We start from the raw sequence: 18,323 nt of genomic DNA, 5'->3' as shown, positions 1-18,323 counted from the left end.
GAGCGGTCTCCGCGCCAGAAACAAAAAAAACATCCAGCCAGAGACAGGCAAGACTCGCGCCAAGTCTTGTATCAACCCGCCAAAATGCGTTGCTGCTCACTTTGGTAGAAGCGCTGCACCTCGATGAATTCGTGGTCGATGCGGTTGATCAGGTCCTCGATGCCATACAAAGGACGCTGCCTTGCACGCTCCTCCAGTTGCTGGCACAAGCTGGCCAACGCAAACGCGCCCATGTTGCTGCTGCTGCCCTTGAAACTGTGGGCTGCGGAACCGAGCTCTTCGGCACTTTTGGCCGCGTGCAGCTGGCCCAGGCGCCGTTCGGAATCGTCGAGAAAAGTCTGCACCAACTGCAGGTAGCCATCTTCCATGACCGCACGCAGGTCACTGAGTACCTTGTGGTCAATATGCAAGTCAGTCACTTGTTCACTCCTTGATCAAGCCAGATTATGCCCGAGCCAACCCGTGGCTCACCAGACGAACTCCACATGCGCGCAACGCCCGCCCTCACTCCAGTGCGCGCTGGTGGCCAGCCGCCGCACCAGGTTCAGGCCACGCCCGCTCAGCCCCTGCTCCAGCGAGGGCCGCGACAACACCCGCTGCACATCGAACCCCGCACCACTGTCACGCACCTCGATCATCAGACGCCCACCGCCGGCATGCGGTTCAACCTGGAAATCGATGCGCACGTAACCGTCGGTCAGCACTCCAAGGCGCCGGGCGCGTTCCTGATAATAGTCGGCAAAGCCCTGCACATCACACTTGAGCTGCGAGTCCAGCCCCAGTACGCCGTGCTCCAAGGCATTGGAATACAGCTCGCTGAGCACGCTGTGCAGGTTGCCGGTACGCGCGCGCAGGCCGTGAATCTCTTGCAACAACTGCACCAGGTACGGCACCGGATTGAAGCGCTTGAGGCTCTGGCCACGAACCTCGAACCCCAGCGACCAGTCCAGCGGGCTGGAGCGGCCGCTATCAGAGTAGATCATCGGCGCCGGCACCCGCTCCTCGGCGCTGAACATACGAATGTCGCACAGGCTGATGTCATCGCGCGGACGCCCGCCAAAGCGCTCCAGGGCCTGCATCACTTCGTCGAACAACCGCACCGGGTCACGGTTGTCGGCCAGCACCCTGAGCAGGCGCTGCACACCGAACAGGCGTTCCCGGTCGTCGGCGGTGTCCAGCACGCCGTCCGACAGCAACAGCAGGCGCTCGCCCGGCGCCAGCGGCAACACTTCGGTACTGTCATCGAAACGCTCGGCATCCAGTATACCCAGCGGCAGGTGTCGCGAAGTCAGCGCCGACAGCACTTGACCGTCCACTGCCAGGCGATAACCATCGGGCATGCCGCCGTTCCACACTTCCACCGAACCGCGCTGCATGCTCAGGTTGAGCAGCAGCGCACAACAGAACATGTCCACCGGCAGGATACGTTTGAGCTTGGCGTTCATCTCGCGCAGGATCTGCGCCATGCCGTAGCCCTTGGCAGTCATGCCGTAGAACACTTCGGCCAGCGGCATCGCGCCCACCGCCGCCGGCAGGCCGTGGCCGGTGAAATCGCCGAGCAGCACCCGCATGTCGCCGGACGGGGTGAACGCGGCCAGCATCAGGTCGCCATTGAACAGCGCATAGGGCGATTGCAGATAGCGAATGTTGGGCGCGGCCAGGCAGCCGGAGTGGGCCACCTTGTCGAATACTGCCTTGGCCACCCGCTGCTCATTGAGCAGGTGGTGGTGGTGCCGGGCAATCTGGTCGCGCTGCTCCAGCACGGTGGCCTGCAGCCGTCGCAGGCGGTCCATGGCGCGGATCTTGGCGCCGAGGATCACCGCACTGTAGGGCTTGGCCATGAAGTCGTCACCCCCGGCCTCCAGGCAGCGCACCAAGCCTTCCTCCTCGTTCAATGAAGTCAGGAAAATGATCGGCACCAGCGCTTCGCCCGCCAGCGCCTTGATCTGCCGTGCCGCCTCGAAGCCATCCATCACCGGCATCAACGCATCCAGCAGCACCAGTTGCGGGCGCCGCTCGATGAACAGCGCCACCGCCTGCTCGCCGTTTTCCGCGGTGAATACCTGATGGCCCTGACGGCGCACGATCTGCGCCAGCAGCAGGCGGTCGGCGGCACCGTCTTCGGCAACCAGCACGGTCAACGCCTGTTCGGCCGGCATATCGGCGCTCAACTGATATCGAAGAGTTTTTCGAAATTGGAGATGGCGAGGATCTTGCGCACGTCGGAGCTGGCATGCACCACACGCACATCCGACTCATCGCCGCCCGCATGGTCACGCAGCAACAGCAGCATGCCGAGCGCGGAACTGTCGAGGTAGGTAGTGTCCTTCAGGTCGACGACCACCGAGTCGGGCCGGCTGGGCTGGCGTTCGTAGGCATCACGAAATTCCTGGTGCTTGCCGAAATCGAAGCGCCCCTTGATCTTTATCGTCAGCTTTTTCCCGTCCTGCGAAAAATCAGTCTCGACTGCCATGCTAGCGATTCCTTCGATGATGGCGGATGCAACTCCTTACAAGTTTAGCAGGCGATGGCGGGGGTGGCAAGCATGGGGGCTGCCCGTCCCGGCCTCTTCGCGGGTAAACCCGCTCCCACAGGATCTCCGCTAATTCGCGAAGAGGCCAGTACAGGCTATAGGTGATTCTGCCGCGGCAGGCGTTGTGACAGCTCGTCGAGCAAGCGCTGCTCACGCTTGTCTTCGGCCCGCCGAGCTTCCTCCTGGTAGCGCTGCACCAGCTTGCGCAAGCCTTCGACACGGGCATAGGCCTGCTGCCATGTGCCGCGCGCGTTGTTGAGGTTGTTCTGGTGCCAGACCAGGCTCTGGCGCTGCTGGGTCATGGCCGTTTCCAGCTGCCCGAGGAAGCGCTGGTAATTGACCAGCCAGCTACCGTTTACCCCCTGCCCGCCACGGTTGATCCATTGCAGCTGGTAATCCTCGCGAAACCGCTCGAGCTCGGCCAGCTTGGCCTGGGCCGTAGCCACCTGCTGCTGGAACTGCCCAAGGCGCTGGGCGGCCTGGCGCTCGGCCTCTTCGGCCATGTCCACCACCGGCGCCAGGCGCGCGGCACGTCCGGGCAGCGCCATGGCCTATCAACCGCCCGCCGGGGGCGCAAAGATCGCCCCCAACTGTTCGCGGCTTTGCGCCATGTCCACGCTCTCGCGCAGGCCCTGGCGCAGAAACTCCAGCAGCTTCGATTGCAGGGCAATGGCCAGGTCGGTTTCCGGGTCGCCACCGGCCACATAGGCACCCACGCTGATCAGGTCGCGGCTTTGCGACAGGCGCGACCACAACTGCTTGAACTTTTGCGCCTGGCGCAAATGGTCGGCATCGACCACCTGGGGCATGACCCGGCTGATCGAGGCCTCGATGTCGATGGCCGGGTAGTGGCCTTCCTCGGCCAGCCGCCTCGACAGCACGAAGTGGCCATCGAGCACACCACGCGCCGAGTCGGCAATCGGGTCCTGCTGGTCGTCACCCTCGGACAACACGGTATAGAACGCGGTGATCGAACCACCACCAGGCTCGCCGTTACCGGCCCGCTCCACCAGCTTGGGCAGCTTGGCGAACACCGACGGCGGGTAACCCCGGGTGGCCGGCGGCTCGCCGATGGCCAGGGCAATTTCACGCTGGGCCTGGGCGAAACGGGTCAGCGAGTCCATCAGCAACAGCACGTTCTTGCCCTTGTCGCGGAAGTACTCGGCAATACGCGTGCAATACATGGCAGCACGCAAGCGCATCAGCGGCGCATCGTCGGCGGGCGAAGCGACCACCACCGAGCGCTTGAGGCCTTCTTCACCAAGGATATGCTCGATGAACTCCTTGACCTCGCGGCCCCGCTCACCGATCAGGCCGACGACGATGATCTCGGCTTCGGTGAAGCGGGTCATCATGCCCAGCAACACCGACTTGCCCACACCGGTACCGGCGAACAGGCCCAGGCGCTGGCCGCGCCCGACGGTGAGCAGGCCATTGATGCTGCGAATACCCACATCCAGCGGCTTGCTGATGGGGTCGCGATTCAACGGGTTGATCACCGGGCCGTCCATCGGCACCCAGTCCTCGGCCTTCATCCCGCCCTTGCCATCCAGCGCGCGGCCGGCGCCGTCGAGCACGCGGCCGAGCATGCTCATGCCCATGGGCAGGCGGCCGCTGTCATCCAGCGGCACCACCCGGGCGCCGGGGGCGATGCCGACGATGCTGCCGACCGGCATGAGGAATACCTTGGGCCCGGCAAAGCCCATGACTTCGGCCTCCACCTGCACCGGGTGGTAGCTGTCGTCGTTGATTACCAGGCAGCGGCTGCCGACTGCAGCGCGCAGGCCTTCGGCTTCCAGGGTGAGGCCGACCATGCGCAGCAGGCGGCCCTCGACGACGGGCTGGGCCGGCAGCTCGATGGCCTCGGCGTAACTGCCCAGGCGCTTGCCGAAACTGGTGCGCTCAAGATGCATCCGGGCTACCCACGGCGTGCTCTGGCAGGCTATTCAGGTCTATCGTCATGTCCGGCGCTGCCGGGTGCAGCGAATGGTCGTGCAACTGGTCGAACAGTTGTGTCACGGCTTTATCGATGCGGGTTTCCATGGTTGCGTCGATGCGGCTGTGCGCGGTCTCAATACGGCAGCCGCCTGGTAGCAGTGCGCTGTCCTCGAGCAGCCGCCAGCTTTCCTCATGGCGTTCGCGCAGGGCCTTGACCAGCTCGAAATCCTGCGGGTTGAGGTGGATGCGGATATTGTCCGCGCCCATGGGCAGCAGCTTGAGCGCTTCGCGCAGTACCTGGGTGATCTGGCTGGAATCGCCGCGCAGTTCACGACCGATCACCTGGCGGGTCATGTGCGCCACCAGGTGGACCAGGGCCTTCTCGATCTGCGTGTCCTGCTCGGCGATCGGCTCCATCAGGTTGGTCATCAGCCGATCGAGGCTTTCCAGCTTGGTCTTCAGTGCTTCTTCGGCTTCCTGGCGGACCTTGAGCTGGGTGCTATGGAAGCCCTCGCGCTCACCGGTGGCGAAGCCTTCGTTGTAGGCCTCCTGGCGGATGGCCTCGAGTTCTTCCAGGGTCAGCGGCTGGACTTCTTCCAGCGGCACTTCCTCGACTTCTTCCTCGACTACCTCGGGTTCCGGCTCCGGTTCGGGCTCAGGCTCCGGGTCGAAGCTGGGCAGCGCCCATACGTCCACGCCCTCGAGGTCGCGGGCGCGGATCAGGTCGCTGGGGTGATGTTCTTTGGTGGACATGTTTTCAGGTACTCAACAAGCCTGTTCGACAAATGCGGGGCCCTGTGGGAGCTGGCTTGCCGGCGATCAAGGGCGAAGCCCTTGCCATACAGCAGCGGTGCCTGGGCCGGCCTCATCGCCGGCAAGCCAGCTCCCACAAGTACCGCACCAGGCCGCAAAATTCATTTGCCTGCCCTGGTGGATCAGATCATTTCCTCGGCACCCTTGCCGCCGAGCACGATCTCGCCGGCCTCGGCCATGCGGCGGGCGATGGTGAGGATTTCCTTCTGCGCCGTTTCCACGTCGCTGACCCGCACCGGCCCCTTGGCCTCCAGGTCGTCGCGCAACAGCTCCGACGCACGTTTGGACATGTTCTTGAAGATCTTGTCCTTGACCCGCTCGTCGGCGCCCTTGAGCGACACCACCAGCACGTCGGACGAGACTTCGCGCAGCAGCGCCTGGATGCCACGGTCGTCGACGTCGGCCAGGTTGTTGAAGACGAACATCAGGTCTTCGATCTGCTCCGACAGGTCGCTGTCGATCTCGCGGATCGCGTCCATCAGTGCACCTTCCACCGAGCTGTCGAGGAAGTTCATGATGTCGGCGGCGCGCTTGATGCCGCCCAAGGTGGTACGCGCCGCGTTGGAGTTGCCCGAGAACTGCTTCTCGAGGATCTGGTTCAGCTCCTTCAACGCCGCCGGCTGCACGGTGTTCAGCGACGACACGCGAAGGACGATGTCCAGGCGCACCTTGTGGTCGAAGTTGCTCAGCACTTCGCCGGCCTGGTCGGGGTCGAGGTAGGCAACCACGATAGCCTGGATCTGCGGGTGCTCGTAGCGGATCACGTCGGCAACGGCGCGCGGCTCCATCCACTTCAGGCTGTCCAGGCCGCTGGTGTTGCCACCGAGCAGGATGCGGTCGACCAGGCCGTTGGCCTTGTCCTCGCCCAGGGCCTGGTTGAGCATCTTGCGGATATAGGCATCGGAGCCCACGCCCAGGCTGGTCTGGTCGCCGACGATTTCGACGAACTCGCTCATCACCTGCTCGACCTGTTCACGGTGCACATTGCCCATCTGCGCCATGGCCACACCCACCCGCTGCACTTCCTTGGGCCCCATGTGCCGCAGCACCTGGGCGGCATCGGTCTCGCCCAGCGAAAGCAGGAGGATCGCTGCCTTGTCGACGCGGCTCAGCTTGGCGGTAACGGCTCGGTTATCACTCATCGGCGTTGATCCACTCTTTCACGACCTGGGCAACCCGGCCCGGGTCTTCGGCCACCAGGCCTTTGATTGCGTTGAGCTGTGCCTCGTAACCCTCGTTCGGGCTAGGCAGCAGAATGCTTGTCGGGCCACCCAGGCTGACGCGGTCGTTGGCCAGTTCGCCATCCAGACCCATCATGCCGCCCAGCTCCATGTCGCTATCCGAGGCAGCCTGCTTGCCGCCCCCTGTAATGTTGTTCAGTACCGGCCGCAGCACACCGAACACCAGCACCAGGATGAACACCACGCCCAGCACTTGCTTGACGATGTCCCAGAACCACGGCTGCTGGTAGAAGGCGATGTCGGCGATCTCTTCGCCACGGTCAGCGGCGAACGGTACGTTGATCACCGTCACGCTGTCGCCACGGCTGGCATCGAAGCCGACCGCGTCCTGTACCAGGCGAGTGAAGCGTGCCAGGTCCTCGGCGCCCCATGGCGCACGAGTGGCGTCGCCGGTGGCCGGGTCGATCTTGACCTGGTCGTCCACCACCACCGCCACCGACAGGCGGGTCATGCGCCCCTGCTGCTGACGGGTGTGGCTGATGGAACGGTCCAGCTCAAAGTTCTTGGTGCTTTGCTGGCGCTTGTCCGACGGGTACGGCGCGAGCATCGGCTGGCCGGTGGCCGGGTCCATGATCTGCTGGCCGTTGGCATCCACCAGCGGCTGGCCAGGCTGTATGGCCGCGGCCGGGGTAGCGGCACCACCGGTGGTCTGCGGTGCCGAGGCCGGGCCTGGCGGCTGGTTGCTCAGCGCGCCGGGCACACCTTGCGGGCCCTGGCTGCTGGCACGTTGTTCGTCGACCGACTGCTCGCTGCGCAGCGCCGGCTGGTCTGGGTTGAACTGCTCGGAGGTGGATTCGACCGCGCTGAAGTCGAGGTCGGCGGACACTTCGGCCTTGTAGCGGTCATTGCCCAGCACCGGCTGCAGGATGTTGTGCACCCGCTGGGTGAGCATGCTTTCCACCCGGCGGCTGTAGTCGAACTGTTTGCCTGCCTGGGTCAGGGCGGTGTCCTGGATCTGCTCGGACAGCAGGTTGCCCTTCTGGTCGACCACGGTGACCTGGGACTTGTCCAGTTCCGGCACGCTGGTGGCAACCAGATTGACGATGGCCATCACCTGCCCGGCTTCCAGGGCACGGCCCGGGTACAGCTCGACCAGTACCGAAGCACTGGGCTTGCGTTCGTCACGCACGAACACCGAGCTTTTCGGGATGGCCAGGTGCACGCGCGCACCCTTGACGTTGTTCAGGCTGGACACGGTACGCGCCAGCTCGCCTTCCAGGCTGCGACGGTAACGGGTGGCTTCCATGAACTGGCTGGTGCCCAGGCCCTGCTCCTTGTCGAGCAGCTCGAAGCCGACATTGCCATCGCTCGGTGCCACGCCGGCGGCCGCCAGTTTCAGGCGCGCACGGGAGAGGTCGTCGGCCTTGACCAGCAGAGCGCCGGAATTGGGCTCGACGTTGTAAGGGATGTCGGCAGCGGCCAGGGTATCCATGACCTGCTTGGTGTCCATGCCCGCCAGGCTACCGTACAGCGGACGGTAATCGGGTTGTTGCGACCACAGCACCACGGCAAAGCCGATCGCCACGCTGGCGGCCAGGCCGACCAGAAGGCCGATCTGACGCAGCATGGGCATCTGCGCGATGTTTTCCAGAAACGCCATGCCGAACAGCGGCGGCTTGGCCGCGGGCGGGCCGCTTTTGGCAGGGGGGTTGTCGACGACTGCTTCAGCCATGGTTTACGTCCGTCCTCAAACCGGCATCTGCATGATGTCCTGGTACGCCTGGACCAGCTTGTTGCGTACCTGGGTCAGTGCCTGCATCGACACACTGGCCTTTTGCGAAGCGATCATCACGTCGGTGAGGTCGACACCACTCTTGCCGATCTCGAAAGCGTTGGCCAACTGGGTCGAAGCCTGCTGCGTCTCATGCACCTTGCCGATGGCCTGGCCGAGCATGTCGGCAAAGGTACTCTGCCCCGGTGCCAACTCGGGGGCGGCAGCCACCTTGGGCAGCGACATGGCATCGGCCTGCATGGCCCGCATGTCCAACATCAGACGATTGAATTCAACACCTTGGCTCATGACCCTTCTCTCTCCTGCGGCCGCATTTTTTTGACAGTGATGCGGCGGATAGCCAACCTAAAGCAACAAAGGTGCCAGCCTTGGCGAGCAACGCGATCCCTGTGGGAGCGGGCGTGCCCGCGAACACCGGCGCAGCCGGTGCCCGCCACCGCGTCGAATTCTTCGCGGGCACGCCCGCTCCCACACGGGGACCGCGCCAGCAGCGGTATATATTGCCCGTCAGCCGAACAGGCTGGCCTCGACGTCAAACCCGGCATCGCGCATCTGCGCCAGCTTGTAGCGCAGGGTACGCGGGCTTATCCCCAGGCGTTCGGCCGCCTCTTTGCGGCGGCCGCGCTCGGCGCGCAGGGTGTCGATGATCATCTGGTACTCATGACGACGCATGTCATCGCCCAGCCCGCCAGCCTCGGCTACCACCTCTGGCGATGGCTCGATGCCAGCTGACAATGGAATGGCGCCTGCCAGACAAAAATCCGCCGCCTCGATCACCCCTCCCTGCTGCAGGATCAGCGCCCGCTGCAGGGCGTTGTCCAGTTCGCGTACATTGCCCGGCCAGGCATACGCCTGCAGGCAGGCCCGGGCCTGGGGCGACAGCTGCACCGGGGCGTGCTTCATCTTGGCCACGTGACGCGCCAACAGGCGCTCGGCCAGTTGCAGAATGTCACCCGGGCGTTCGCGCAGCGGGCGCCAGGCCAGGGGGAACACCGACAGACGGTAATAAAGATCCTCGCGGAAACGCCCGGCCGCCACTTCGCCAGCCAAGTCACGGTTGGTGGTGGCCAGCACGCGGATATCCAGGCTGATCGGCTTGCGCCCGCCTACGCGCTCCACCTCGCGCTCCTGCAGCACCCGCAGCAGCTTGGCCTGCAAGGCCATTGGCATTTCCGAGATTTCGTCGAGCAGCAAGGTGCCACCTTCGGCCTGCTCGAACTTGCCGGCCTGGGCAGCGATGGCACCGGTAAAGGCACCCTTCTCGTGGCCGAACAGCGTGGCCTCGAGCATGTTGTCGGGGATGGCAGCACAATTGATCGCCACGAAAGGCTGCGCCGCCCGCGGCGACTGCTGGTGAATGAAGCGCGCAAGCACTTCCTTGCCGGTACCGGATTCGCCGGAAATCAGCACGGTCGAGTCACTGCGCGCCACCCGTGCGGCCAATTCCAGCAACTGTCGACTGGCCGGTTCGCAGGCCACCGGGCCTTCCTCTTCAGCCACGCGCCCGGCGGCATGCCGCTCGACCAGGCTGAGCAATGCCTTGGGCTCGAATGGCTTGACCAGATAGTCGGCGGCCCCTTGGCGCATCGCCTCGACGGCACGCTCCACCGCTGCATGCGCAGTCATGAGCAACACGGGCAATTGCGGATGCTGGCGGCGCAGCTGGGCCAGCAGTTGGTGCCCATCCATGCCTGGCATGTTCACATCGCTGACTACCAGGCTGAAGGCCTCCTCCAGCACCGCTTCCAGCGCTTCTTCGGCACTGCCCACCGCCTGGTAGGCGAAGCCGCCGATTTCCAGGGTATCGCTCAGCGCCTGGCGCAGTACGCGGTCGTCCTCGACCAGCAGCACCTTGATCGCCATTACATGCCCTCCGCCAGCTGCCCGTCGATCAACGGCAGCTCCACTCGCACACAGGTACCACGGCCAACCTTCGAGCGCAGGCGCAGCGTACCCTGGTGCGCGCGCACCACGGCCTTGACCACGGCCAGGCCCAGGCCGGTGCCAGTGGCCTTGGTGGTGAGGAACGGCTCGCCCAGGCGGCCGAGCAGCTCGGCATCGATGCCACTGCCGGCGTCGCTTACACACAGGTGCAGGCTGCGCTCGCGGCGGAACAGGTGCACCTTCAGTCGCGCCGGGCCATCGCTGGCTTGCAGCGCATTTTCGATCAGGTTGAGCAATGCACCAATCAGGGTGTCGCGGTTGCATAGCAGCTCACCCAGGTGGCTGTCGCACTGCCAGCGCACGGCGTGCCCCTGCACATGCACCTGGGCAGCCTGCTGCAGGGCCTGGAACAAGGCTTTTGGCGTGACCCGATCACTCAACGGCAGCTCGCCACGGGCGAACACCAGCATGTCGCGTACCTGGTGTTCCAGCTCGTGCAGGCGCTCCTTCAAGGTGCCGGCAAAGCGCTGGCGGGTTTCCGCGCCCAGCTCCTGTTCGGGATCAGCCAGGTGGCTGGCGTAGAGCATCGCCGCCGACAGTGGCGTGCGAATCTGGTGCGCCAGCGAAGCGACCATGCGCCCCAACGACGACAGGCGCTCGTGGCGGGCCAATTGGTCTTGCAGGCGACGGGTTTCGGTCAGGTCGTTGAGCAACACCAGCTGGCCAGGCTCGGCATCCAGCGAGCGAGTGGCAATGGACAGGCGGCGGCCATCACGTAGCGAGACTTCGTGACCGTCATCCTTGCGCGGGGCAAAGCTGCGGGCGATCACCTGGCGCCACAGCTGGCCGACCAGCGGCTCGCCGAGCAGTTCGCAGGCGGCCGGGTTGGCTTCGCGTACCAGGCCCTGGCCATCGATCACGATCACCCCGCCGGGCAGCAGGTCCAGCAGGTTCTGCAGGCGGTTGGCCAGGCGTTCCTTTTCGCTCAGTTCATCGATGCGCTGGGCGCTGACCACCGCCAGCTCGCCCTTGAGTTCGCTGACCCGGGCTTCGAGCAGGCTGTAGGACTGGCTCAGCTGGCTGGACACCTGATTGAACAGGGCGAAGGCTTGTTCGACACCCTGGCGGCTTTCCTGCTCGACCAGGGATTGCCCCTGCGGATCGGGGGCTAGGGATACGTGGGCGGCCTGGGGCATCTTGCTCTCTCGCGTGGCTGACCGTCATAAAAACGGTGTGTTGCCAAGGGTGTAGCAATAGCCGTGCCGGAGATAGGGATTTTGGCTCCCTGTACCGGCCTCTTCGCGGGCATGACCGCTCCCACAGGGACCGTGCAGGCTTCAAGCCTTGCGCAGTACTCGAGATTTTGGCTCCCTGTGCCGGCCTCTTCGCGGGCTTGCCCGCTCCCACAGGGATATCACCGAATTCAAGCTGTGCATCGATCCTGTGGGAGCGGGCGCGCCCGCGAAGAGGCCGGTACAGGCAACCGACAGGCGTCAATCCTCCGCCTGTTCCTCGCCGCCCTGACGGCTCATGCCGTACTTGCGCATCTTCTCTACCAGGGTGGTGCGGCGAATACGCAAACGTTCAGCTGCGCGTGCAACGATACCGTTGGCATCGTCCAGCGCCTGCTGGATCAGGCCTTGCTCCAGGCTACCCAGGTAGTCCTTCAGGTCCAGGCCTTCAGGTGGCAACATGGCGTGGTTGCTGAAGTTCGGCGTATGGCCGTTGATCGCCACGCGCTCTTCCAGGTCGCTGCGCAGGCTGTCGACCATCTGCTCGTCTTCGTCATCGACGTAACGGAATTTCTTCGGCAACTCGGACACGCCAATCACCCCGTACGGGTGCATGATCGCCATGCGCTCGACCAGGTTGGCCAGTTCGCGCACGTTGCCCGGCCAGCCATGACGACACAGCGACATGATCGACGCGGAGTTGAAGCGGATAGAGCCGCGCTTCTCGTGCTCCATGCGCGAGATCAGCTCGTTCATCAGCAGCGGGATGTCTTCCACCCGCTCACGCAGCGGCGCCATCTCGATGGGGAACACGTTCAGGCGGTAGTACAGGTCTTCGCGGAACGTGCCCTCCTCGATCATGGTCTCGAGGTTCTTGTGGGTCGCGGCGATGATGCGCACGTCGATGCTCTGGGTCTTGTTGCTACCCACGCGCTCGAAGGTACGCTCCTGCAGCACGCGCAACAGCTTGACCTGCATAGGCAACGGCATGTCGCCGATTTCGTCGAGGAACAGGGTACCGCCGTTGGCCAGCTCGAAACGCCCGGCACGGCTGGTGATCGCCCCGGTGAAGGCGCCCTTCTCGTGGCCGAACAGTTCGCTTTCCAGCAGCTCGGCCGGGATCGCACCGCAGTTGACCGGCACGAACGGCGCTTCGCGGCGCTTGGAGTGGTAGTGCAGGTTGCGCGCAACCACTTCCTTGCCGGTGCCGGACTCACCCAGGATCAGCACGCTGGCATCGGTATCGGCCACCTGCTGCATCATCTGCCGCACGTGCTGAATGGCACGGCTGGTACCGACAAGGCTGCGGAACAGGTTGGGTTCGCGCTGGCGACCACGCTCGCGCGCCTGGTCGTACATCTCGCGATAGACCTGGGCACGGTGCAGCGAATCCAGCAGCTGGCTGTAGCTTGGCGGCATTTCCAGGTTGGAAAGCACCCGGCGGCGAAGGTCTTCCGGGAACTCCGCAGAAGAAATTTCACCTAAAAGCAGAACCGGAAGGAACTCATCCCACCCAGCCACTGTCTTAACGAGCCCAAGCACACTGCCCGGGGCATTTACAGTGCCGATAAGCACGCACAGCACTTCGCGACTCGAAGACAACGGCTCGACCACCTGCTGCCAGTCCTGGCTGGAGCAAGCGAGGTTTTCTTCGCCGAGGAAGTTAAGCACCACCGCCAGGTCGCGGCGGCGTGCGCTGTCGTCGTCGATCAGCAGAATCTTGGTTTCACGCCACATGCAATAGCAACTTCCCTAGTCATATCGGCGCCCGAGGGCGTGCTCGACATCATTCCGACTGAATGGTCAGTGTTCGGACGTCTGAAATTCGAAAACAGCCACTAGTAAAGTCAAAAAAAACCAGCCAGTCAAATTAATGGCGCATGGCTTTTGGCAACGTCTGTGGTCAGGTGAACAAATGGTATACCTTTGCCGCGTTCTTCGCCTGACGGATTTTCGTCATTTCATCCACCAAGGATTGACGTTCACCACTTGCAACATCGATTAGTTGACGATATACGGCCAACAACTGCTCAAGGCTGGCACTGACATCGGCCTCGTTGCCTTTCGCCTCGCTCACCATGTCACCGATGCGCAAGCGGCATTCCAGGTCCAGCTCGCCGACAGCCTCCCAGTTACGCTCGGCCAGTGCCGCCAGCAGCATTTCCCGAGTCTGCTCGATCCGGGCGATTACTTCGCTCATGTCATCCTCCTTTATCAGGAAGCCGACGACTGATCGCCGATTGCGTCCCAACCTTCTTTCACAGTGATCAGCAGGCGCGCGACCTCGTCGATGATGGCCGGGTCACCCGTGACGTTGGCCTCGATCAGGCGGCGGCTCATGTACATGTACAAGCTGTCCAGCTCAGCCAGGCTGTCGGCATGGTTTTCCAGGTCCAGGCCTTCACGCAGGCCGCCGATGATGTCGATGGCCTTGCCAATGAGGATGCCCCTTTGCGCGATGTCGTTGCGGGCAATGGCACCCTTGGCCTGCGCCATGCGATCAAGGCCGCCCTGCATGAGCATCTGCACCAGGCGGTGCGGGCTGGCTTCGGACGTCTGCGCTGCGCCGTTGACTTTCTGGTACTGCCGAAGGGCCAACATCGGGTTCATGGATCTGCCTCGTTGCTGCGGTAAAAAGTTGCTTGTACCTGCTGTATCGCCTGTACGTCAAAAAACTTTAGGGAAAAAGCAAAAAGCCCGGGGCATCTTGGGGACGCCGCCGGGCTTTTGGCATGTTCAGCCGATCAGGATTTCTTGGCCTGGGCGTTGATCGCTTCGAAGATCGAGGTGATCTGGTCAGCCTGGGCCTTCATCTTGCCCAGGGCGGTGTCCAGGGCCACGTACTTCTTGGTCAGCGATTCGGTCAGGGACTCGGTGCGGCGATCGAGCGCGGCCTGCTGGTTGGCCAGTTCCGAGACCGCCTTGTCGAGGTTCGACTTGCGCGTTGCAAGGCTGCCATCGGTCTTGTTGTAAGGATCGATGGCCTTGTTCATGCGCTCGAAGATGCCGTCGGTGCCGGTGAACAGCTCCTGCACTTCCGGGCCGAGCTTCTTGTCGTTCATCGCCGAGGTGAACTTGCTGCTGTTGAATTCGAGCGTGCCATCCTTCTGGGTGTTGATACCCAACTGGCTCAGCGTGGTCAGCTGGTCGCCGGCCCCCACCTCACTCAGCACCTTGCGCACATCACCCAGCAGAGAGCGGGTGGTCGGGTCGTTGGTGAGCGGGCCGAGCACCAGCTTGTCATCGTCATCACGGCTGGTCGACGTGAGCGAAGTGATCGCCTTCTGCAGCGTATTGTAGGCATCGACGAAGCTCTGGACCGACTTCTTCAGGCCATCGTTGTCCGCCGCAACGGTGACCGCGGTCGGCGTACCAGTGGCGACGCCGCTGGCCTTGGGGCTGACCCCGGTCAGCTCGAGGGTCATGCCGCTGATCGCGCTATCGAGGGTATTGGAGGCACTCTTGACCTTCAGACCGTCGATGGTCAGCTCGGCGTCCTGCGCCTTGGCAGTGATGAAGCCGGCGCCAGTGCCGGACATCTGCGTGGTGCCATCGATGGTCAGCTCGGGAATACCGCTCAGGGAAATGTCACTGCCGGCACCGGTGGTGGTCGAGCTGAGCACCAGGCGCGAGCCGCCTTCTTCATTGACGATGTTGGCGGAAATACCGTTGGCGCTCATTTCCTTGTTGATCTGGTCACGCACGCTCTGCAGCGTGGCGCCGCTGGCCACATCCAGATCATAGGTCTTGCCACCCTGGCTGATGGTCAGCTTGCCAGCCGTGATCGCACTGCTGGCACCGCCGGCGAACTGCTGGCTGGCGACTTTCGAGCTGGTGGCCAGCTTGTCCACCACGATGTCGTAGCTACCCGGCACGGCCGTGTTGCTGGACTTGATCTTGACCACCGACTCGTTGGCCGAGGTCGCTGCATAGGCGTTGAACGACGGCGCATCCTTGTTGTTGAGCGCCTTCATGGCGTCCTGGAATGCCGTGAGGGCACTGCGCAGCGAGCCGATACCCGAAATCATCGCAGTATTGTTGCTGGTTTGCCGAGTGATCTGCGCCTGCTTGGCGGATGTATCGGCCTTGACCAGCGCGGTCACGATATCGGTAATGTTGAGACCAGAACCCAGGCCTGTACTGGAAGTAATCGGGCTTGCCATGCTGTAGTCCCTCTCATCAACGCGTCAACCCGCTCCTGCGGGACTGACATGCATCACTTCATTGGTGTTCGCCGCCAATCATACCTTGGCGTCGAACAGAACACTTTTGACATCGCTCAGGCTGTGAGCGATCCGCAGGGCCTCTTCCGAGGGCAACTGGCGAATCAGTTCACCACTGTCGGTAGCGATGACTTTGACCACGATCTTGCCGGATTCTTCATCCGTGGAAAATTCCAGATTGCGCTGCGATGCCTTCAGGAACTTTTCGATCTCCGAAACGGCATGTTTGACCTTGTCGGCATCCTGCACCGCCTTGGCGTCTTTCTTGTCGTCTTCGGGTTTTACGTTTTCCGTCGACCGGGCAACCGGTTTTTCGGCAACCTGCTCGGCCGGACGTGCGGCCGGATAAGACAGGTTCAGCTTGACGCTCATGTCCATGCCCACCACCTCGCAATGAAAAGGCGGGGAAGTGCCTTACCAGCACTTCCCCGCCAGCAACCAGGCAGATTAGCCCAGCAGCTTCAGTACTGCCGATGGCAGCTGGTTGGCCTGGGCCAGAACCGAGGTGGAAGCTTGCTGCAGGGTCTGCTGCTTGGTCAGCTGGGCAGTTTCAGCAGCGAAGTCGGTGTCCTGTACGCGGCCACGGGCAGCTTCGGCGTTTTCGTTGATGTTTTGCAGGTTGTTGATGGTGCTGGTCAGACGGTTCTGCGCGGCACCCAGGTCAGCACGGTTGCTGTTGATGGTTTGCAGAGCGGCGTCGATGGCCGAAACAGCAGCGCTGAAGTTGGCTTCGGCGGTGGTGGTGTCGGAACCCTGAATGTTGATCGAGGAAGTAACGCCCAGGTCCGAAGCGGTGAACTTGGCGCTCAGGTCGATGGTGATCTGGTTGGCCGAACCGGTGTTGGAACCAACCTGGAAGGTCATGACCGAAGCCGAACCGTCCAGCAGGTTCTTGCCGTTCAGCTGGGTGCTGTTGGCGATACGGGTCAGTTCCGAAGCCATCGACTGGAATTCTTTGTCCAGAGCGACACGGTCGTTGGTGCTGTTCGAGTCGTTTCGGGACTGAACGGCCAGTTCACGCATACGCTGCAGAATGTTGGTCTGCTCTTGCATCGCGCCTTCAGCGGTCTGGGCGATGGAGATACCGTCGTTGGCGTTTTTGATAGCCATGGTCTGACCACGGATCTGCGAAGTCATGCGGGTAGCGATCTGCAGGCCGGCGGCGTCGTCTTTGGCGCTGTTGATTTTCAGGCCGGAGGACAGACGGGTCATCGAGGTGCTCAGCGCTTCGGAAGCACGGTTCAGGTTTTTCTGAACGCCCAGAGAGGTGGTGTTGGTGTTAACAGTCAAAGCCATGACGAATTCCTCGTTGGATTGGGTACTACGGCTTCCGGCCTTGGCAATTCGCCGGGTGTGGCACAGAGAACCTTCGTAATGTTTATCGTCGTCAGGGCAGTTTGCTTTAGGGCGATTTCTCACTTTTTTTGCTGGCATCCGGCCATCCCAATGAAATCAAGGGTTTGACGCCAGATTACAGGCGCACTCACTGTGCAGGAGAAAAGAAAACGCCGCCTGAAAGCGGCGGCGTCTTGAAGTCGACAAAGGGGGTCAATCGCGGCGCTCGATGATTGCCGAACCCCAGGAAAGGCCTACGCCGAAACCGCTCAGGGCAACCCGCTGGTGCTGCGAACCCAGCACATGCTTTTCCAGCAGCAACGGAATGCTCGAAGAGACGGTATTGCCGGTCTCGACCATGTCCTTGACGAACCGCTGCCTGTACTCGCCCTCCACAAAGCGCGCCGAAACCGCATCCACGATTGCCGCGCTACCTTGGTGAAGGCAATAGAGGTCGATATCGCCCGCCTTGAGGCCGCTGGCATCGAGCAACTGCTGAAGGTGCGCAGGCACCTTGACCAAGGCGAAGTTGTAGACCTGACGACCATTCATGAAGAACTTGCCGTCGGTAGTACGCAAGTGCTCAGCCCCGGCTCCGTCGCTGCCGAACAGCGACTTGCCGAGCTGCCACGCAGCGCCCTCGCCCATCCAGGTCGCAGTGGCGGCATCACCAAACAGCATGGTGGTATTGCGATCTTCGGGATCGACGATCTTCGAGTAAGGATCTGCGGTGATCAGCAGGCCGTTTTTCAGCCCGGCCGCTTCCATGAAGCCCTTCATGGCATACAGGCCATAGACATAGCCCGAGCAGCCCAGAGAAATATCGAAAGCTGCAACGTGGGTGCTCAGGCCCAGCTTGTGCTGCACGATCGCAGCGGTATGCGGCAAGCCTTCGGCGTCGCCGTTCTGGGTCACAACGATCACGACATCGATGGACGCAGGATCAAGGCCAGGGTTGGCAGAAAACAGGTTTCTTGCTGCCTCCACGCAAAGATCAGAGGTTTCCTGGGTGGCCTCCTTGCGCGGCAGGAAGGTCGAACCGATCTTGCCGAAGATGAAATCCTGGTCCTTGCCGAATTTCGCGCCCTGCGCGTAATTGTCGACGCCCTCGACAGGTACGTAACTGGCGATGCTTTTGATGCCAATCATTGTGGCTTCCCGATAGATATGGCGAAAATTCGCGGGCTTTCGCGCCGGGTTCAGATACCTCGGGTGAAAAGACGACGAGACTGCCCGCAGACTCGATAGCTTAGAGATGCACGTTTCGACTGCCAAGTCACGATCGTTCATACGATCGGCCAATCGCCCGACAAGATCAATGCCCCTCGTACGCAACCACGGCCCTGTGTGCGCTACCGGACACCCGCCTCAAGCGGGTACCCGGCATGCATC

At 62.7% G+C, this 18,323-nt stretch carries 18 protein-coding genes; all 18 read right to left on the bottom strand.

Annotation, left to right across the window (positions count from 1 at the left end; translation table 11 throughout):
- Nucleotides 1-71: 71 nt before the first annotated feature.
- The 18 genes from IRZ77_RS06160 to IRZ77_RS06075 all read right to left on the bottom strand — a co-directional run bounded on the left by IRZ77_RS06160 (nucleotide 72) and on the right by IRZ77_RS06075 (nucleotide 18,080).
- Nucleotides 72-419, bottom strand: coding sequence for an Hpt domain-containing protein (locus IRZ77_RS06160; protein ID WP_046614582.1), 348 nt, complete (start codon nucleotides 417-419; stop codon nucleotides 72-74).
- A 48-nt stretch (nucleotides 420-467) separates the two neighbouring features.
- Nucleotides 468-2,159 (bottom strand): fused response regulator/phosphatase, encoded by a 1,692-nt coding sequence (locus tag IRZ77_RS06155; protein WP_046614583.1) that lies wholly within the window; start codon nucleotides 2,157-2,159, stop codon nucleotides 468-470.
- An 8-nt stretch (nucleotides 2,160-2,167) separates the two neighbouring features.
- Nucleotides 2,168-2,473 carry an STAS domain-containing protein gene (locus IRZ77_RS06150; protein WP_013973600.1) on the bottom strand — a complete coding sequence of 102 codons (306 nt, stop codon included), beginning with the start codon at nucleotides 2,471-2,473 and terminating at the stop codon, nucleotides 2,168-2,170.
- A gap of 155 nt (nucleotides 2,474-2,628) precedes the next feature.
- The gene (fliJ, locus tag IRZ77_RS06145) at nucleotides 2,629-3,081 is read right to left on the bottom strand and encodes a flagellar export protein FliJ (RefSeq protein ID WP_046614584.1); all 453 of its coding nucleotides are present in this window, start codon (nucleotides 3,079-3,081) and stop codon (nucleotides 2,629-2,631) included.
- Nucleotides 3,082-3,087: 6 nt separating this feature from the next.
- The gene (fliI, locus tag IRZ77_RS06140; RefSeq protein WP_046614585.1) at nucleotides 3,088-4,446 is read right to left on the bottom strand and encodes a flagellar protein export ATPase FliI; all 1,359 of its coding nucleotides are present in this window, start codon (nucleotides 4,444-4,446) and stop codon (nucleotides 3,088-3,090) included.
- The gene (fliH, locus tag IRZ77_RS06135; RefSeq protein WP_108480242.1) at nucleotides 4,436-5,224 is read right to left on the bottom strand and encodes a flagellar assembly protein FliH; all 789 of its coding nucleotides are present in this window, start codon (nucleotides 5,222-5,224) and stop codon (nucleotides 4,436-4,438) included. Before fliH ends, fliI begins: the two co-directional genes overlap by 11 nt.
- 182 nt (nucleotides 5,225-5,406) lie before the next feature.
- Nucleotides 5,407-6,426: a flagellar motor switch protein FliG gene (gene fliG / locus IRZ77_RS06130; RefSeq protein WP_003257289.1), complete on the bottom strand. Its 1,020-nt coding sequence runs from the start codon at nucleotides 6,424-6,426 to the stop codon at nucleotides 5,407-5,409.
- On the bottom strand, nucleotides 6,419-8,197 hold the full coding sequence (gene fliF / locus IRZ77_RS06125) for a flagellar basal-body MS-ring/collar protein FliF (protein ID WP_046614587.1): 1,779 nt from the start codon (nucleotides 8,195-8,197) through the stop codon (nucleotides 6,419-6,421). The genes fliG and fliF overlap by 8 nt, the downstream gene beginning before the upstream one ends.
- Before the next feature lie 15 nt (nucleotides 8,198-8,212).
- Entirely contained in the window at nucleotides 8,213-8,545 is a 333-nt protein-coding gene (fliE, locus tag IRZ77_RS06120; RefSeq protein ID WP_013973606.1) for a flagellar hook-basal body complex protein FliE, read from the bottom strand.
- Nucleotides 8,546-8,764: 219 nt separating this feature from the next.
- Nucleotides 8,765-10,120, bottom strand: a complete 1,356-nt coding sequence (locus IRZ77_RS06115; protein ID WP_046614588.1) for a sigma-54-dependent transcriptional regulator — start codon at nucleotides 10,118-10,120, stop codon at nucleotides 8,765-8,767.
- Nucleotides 10,120-11,337, bottom strand: a complete 1,218-nt coding sequence (locus IRZ77_RS06110; RefSeq protein WP_230386480.1) for a sensor histidine kinase — start codon at nucleotides 11,335-11,337, stop codon at nucleotides 10,120-10,122. Before IRZ77_RS06110 ends, IRZ77_RS06115 begins: the two co-directional genes overlap by 1 nt.
- 297 nt (nucleotides 11,338-11,634) lie before the next feature.
- A complete protein-coding gene (gene fleQ / locus IRZ77_RS06105; RefSeq protein WP_046614590.1) occupies nucleotides 11,635-13,110 on the bottom strand; it encodes a transcriptional regulator FleQ in 1,476 nt (491 codons plus the stop codon).
- A gap of 166 nt (nucleotides 13,111-13,276) precedes the next feature.
- Nucleotides 13,277-13,573 (bottom strand): hypothetical protein, encoded by a 297-nt coding sequence (locus IRZ77_RS06100; RefSeq protein WP_003257286.1) that lies wholly within the window; start codon nucleotides 13,571-13,573, stop codon nucleotides 13,277-13,279.
- Nucleotides 13,574-13,587: 14 nt separating this feature from the next.
- Nucleotides 13,588-13,983, bottom strand: coding sequence for a flagellar export chaperone FliS (gene fliS / locus IRZ77_RS06095; protein ID WP_085601617.1), 396 nt, complete (start codon nucleotides 13,981-13,983; stop codon nucleotides 13,588-13,590).
- 134 nt (nucleotides 13,984-14,117) lie between these two features.
- On the bottom strand, nucleotides 14,118-15,536 hold the full coding sequence (gene fliD, locus IRZ77_RS06090; protein ID WP_046614592.1) for a flagellar filament capping protein FliD: 1,419 nt from the start codon (nucleotides 15,534-15,536) through the stop codon (nucleotides 14,118-14,120).
- A gap of 78 nt (nucleotides 15,537-15,614) precedes the next feature.
- Nucleotides 15,615-15,974 (bottom strand): flagellar protein FlaG, encoded by a 360-nt coding sequence (locus IRZ77_RS06085; protein ID WP_015271224.1) that lies wholly within the window; start codon nucleotides 15,972-15,974, stop codon nucleotides 15,615-15,617.
- Nucleotides 15,975-16,043: 69 nt separating this feature from the next.
- Nucleotides 16,044-16,892 carry a flagellin domain-containing protein gene (locus IRZ77_RS06080; protein WP_046614593.1) on the bottom strand — a complete coding sequence of 283 codons (849 nt, stop codon included), beginning with the start codon at nucleotides 16,890-16,892 and terminating at the stop codon, nucleotides 16,044-16,046.
- A 252-nt stretch (nucleotides 16,893-17,144) separates the two neighbouring features.
- Complete coding sequence (locus IRZ77_RS06075) at nucleotides 17,145-18,080, bottom strand: ketoacyl-ACP synthase III (protein ID WP_108480451.1); 936 nt, start codon at nucleotides 18,078-18,080, stop codon at nucleotides 17,145-17,147.
- Nucleotides 18,081-18,323 lie beyond the last annotated feature (243 nt).

The organism is Pseudomonas pudica, from assembly GCF_015680405.1.
Lineage (GTDB): Bacteria > Pseudomonadota > Gammaproteobacteria > Pseudomonadales > Pseudomonadaceae > Aquipseudomonas > Aquipseudomonas pudica.
This window is presented reverse-complemented; position numbering and strand designations above follow the sequence as displayed.

What these genes read in the sequence shown, in the direction of transcription:
- IRZ77_RS06155 (WP_046614583.1), bottom strand. Translation starts at nt 2,159, where the DNA reads ATGCCGGCCGAACAGGCGTTGACCGTGCTGGTTGCCGAAGACGGTGCC.
- IRZ77_RS06150 (WP_013973600.1), bottom strand. Translation starts at nt 2,473, where the DNA reads ATGGCAGTCGAGACTGATTTTTCGCAGGACGGGAAAAAGCTGACGATA.
- fliJ (WP_046614584.1), bottom strand. Translation starts at nt 3,081, where the DNA reads ATGGCGCTGCCCGGACGTGCCGCGCGCCTGGCGCCGGTGGTGGACATG.
- fliI (WP_046614585.1), bottom strand. Translation starts at nt 4,446, where the DNA reads ATGCATCTTGAGCGCACCAGTTTCGGCAAGCGCCTGGGCAGTTACGCC.
- fliH (WP_108480242.1), bottom strand. Translation starts at nt 5,224, where the DNA reads ATGTCCACCAAAGAACATCACCCCAGCGACCTGATCCGCGCCCGCGAC.
- fliG (WP_003257289.1), bottom strand. Translation starts at nt 6,426, where the DNA reads ATGAGTGATAACCGAGCCGTTACCGCCAAGCTGAGCCGCGTCGACAAG.
- fliF (WP_046614587.1), bottom strand. Translation starts at nt 8,197, where the DNA reads ATGGCTGAAGCAGTCGTCGACAACCCCCCTGCCAAAAGCGGCCCGCCC.
- fliE (WP_013973606.1), bottom strand. Translation starts at nt 8,545, where the DNA reads ATGAGCCAAGGTGTTGAATTCAATCGTCTGATGTTGGACATGCGGGCC.
- IRZ77_RS06115 (WP_046614588.1), bottom strand. Translation starts at nt 10,120, where the DNA reads ATGGCGATCAAGGTGCTGCTGGTCGAGGACGACCGCGTACTGCGCCAG.
- IRZ77_RS06110 (WP_230386480.1), bottom strand. Translation starts at nt 11,337, where the DNA reads ATGCCCCAGGCCGCCCACGTATCCCTAGCCCCCGATCCGCAGGGGCAA.
- fleQ (WP_046614590.1), bottom strand. Translation starts at nt 13,110, where the DNA reads ATGTGGCGTGAAACCAAGATTCTGCTGATCGACGACGACAGCGCACGC.
- IRZ77_RS06100 (WP_003257286.1), bottom strand. Translation starts at nt 13,573, where the DNA reads ATGAGCGAAGTAATCGCCCGGATCGAGCAGACTCGGGAAATGCTGCTG.
- fliS (WP_085601617.1), bottom strand. Translation starts at nt 13,983, where the DNA reads ATGAACCCGATGTTGGCCCTTCGGCAGTACCAGAAAGTCAACGGCGCA.
- fliD (WP_046614592.1), bottom strand. Translation starts at nt 15,536, where the DNA reads ATGGCAAGCCCGATTACTTCCAGTACAGGCCTGGGTTCTGGTCTCAAC.
- IRZ77_RS06085 (WP_015271224.1), bottom strand. Translation starts at nt 15,974, where the DNA reads ATGGACATGAGCGTCAAGCTGAACCTGTCTTATCCGGCCGCACGTCCG.
- IRZ77_RS06080 (WP_046614593.1), bottom strand. Translation starts at nt 16,892, where the DNA reads ATGGCTTTGACTGTTAACACCAACACCACCTCTCTGGGCGTTCAGAAA.
- IRZ77_RS06075 (WP_108480451.1), bottom strand. Translation starts at nt 18,080, where the DNA reads ATGATTGGCATCAAAAGCATCGCCAGTTACGTACCTGTCGAGGGCGTC.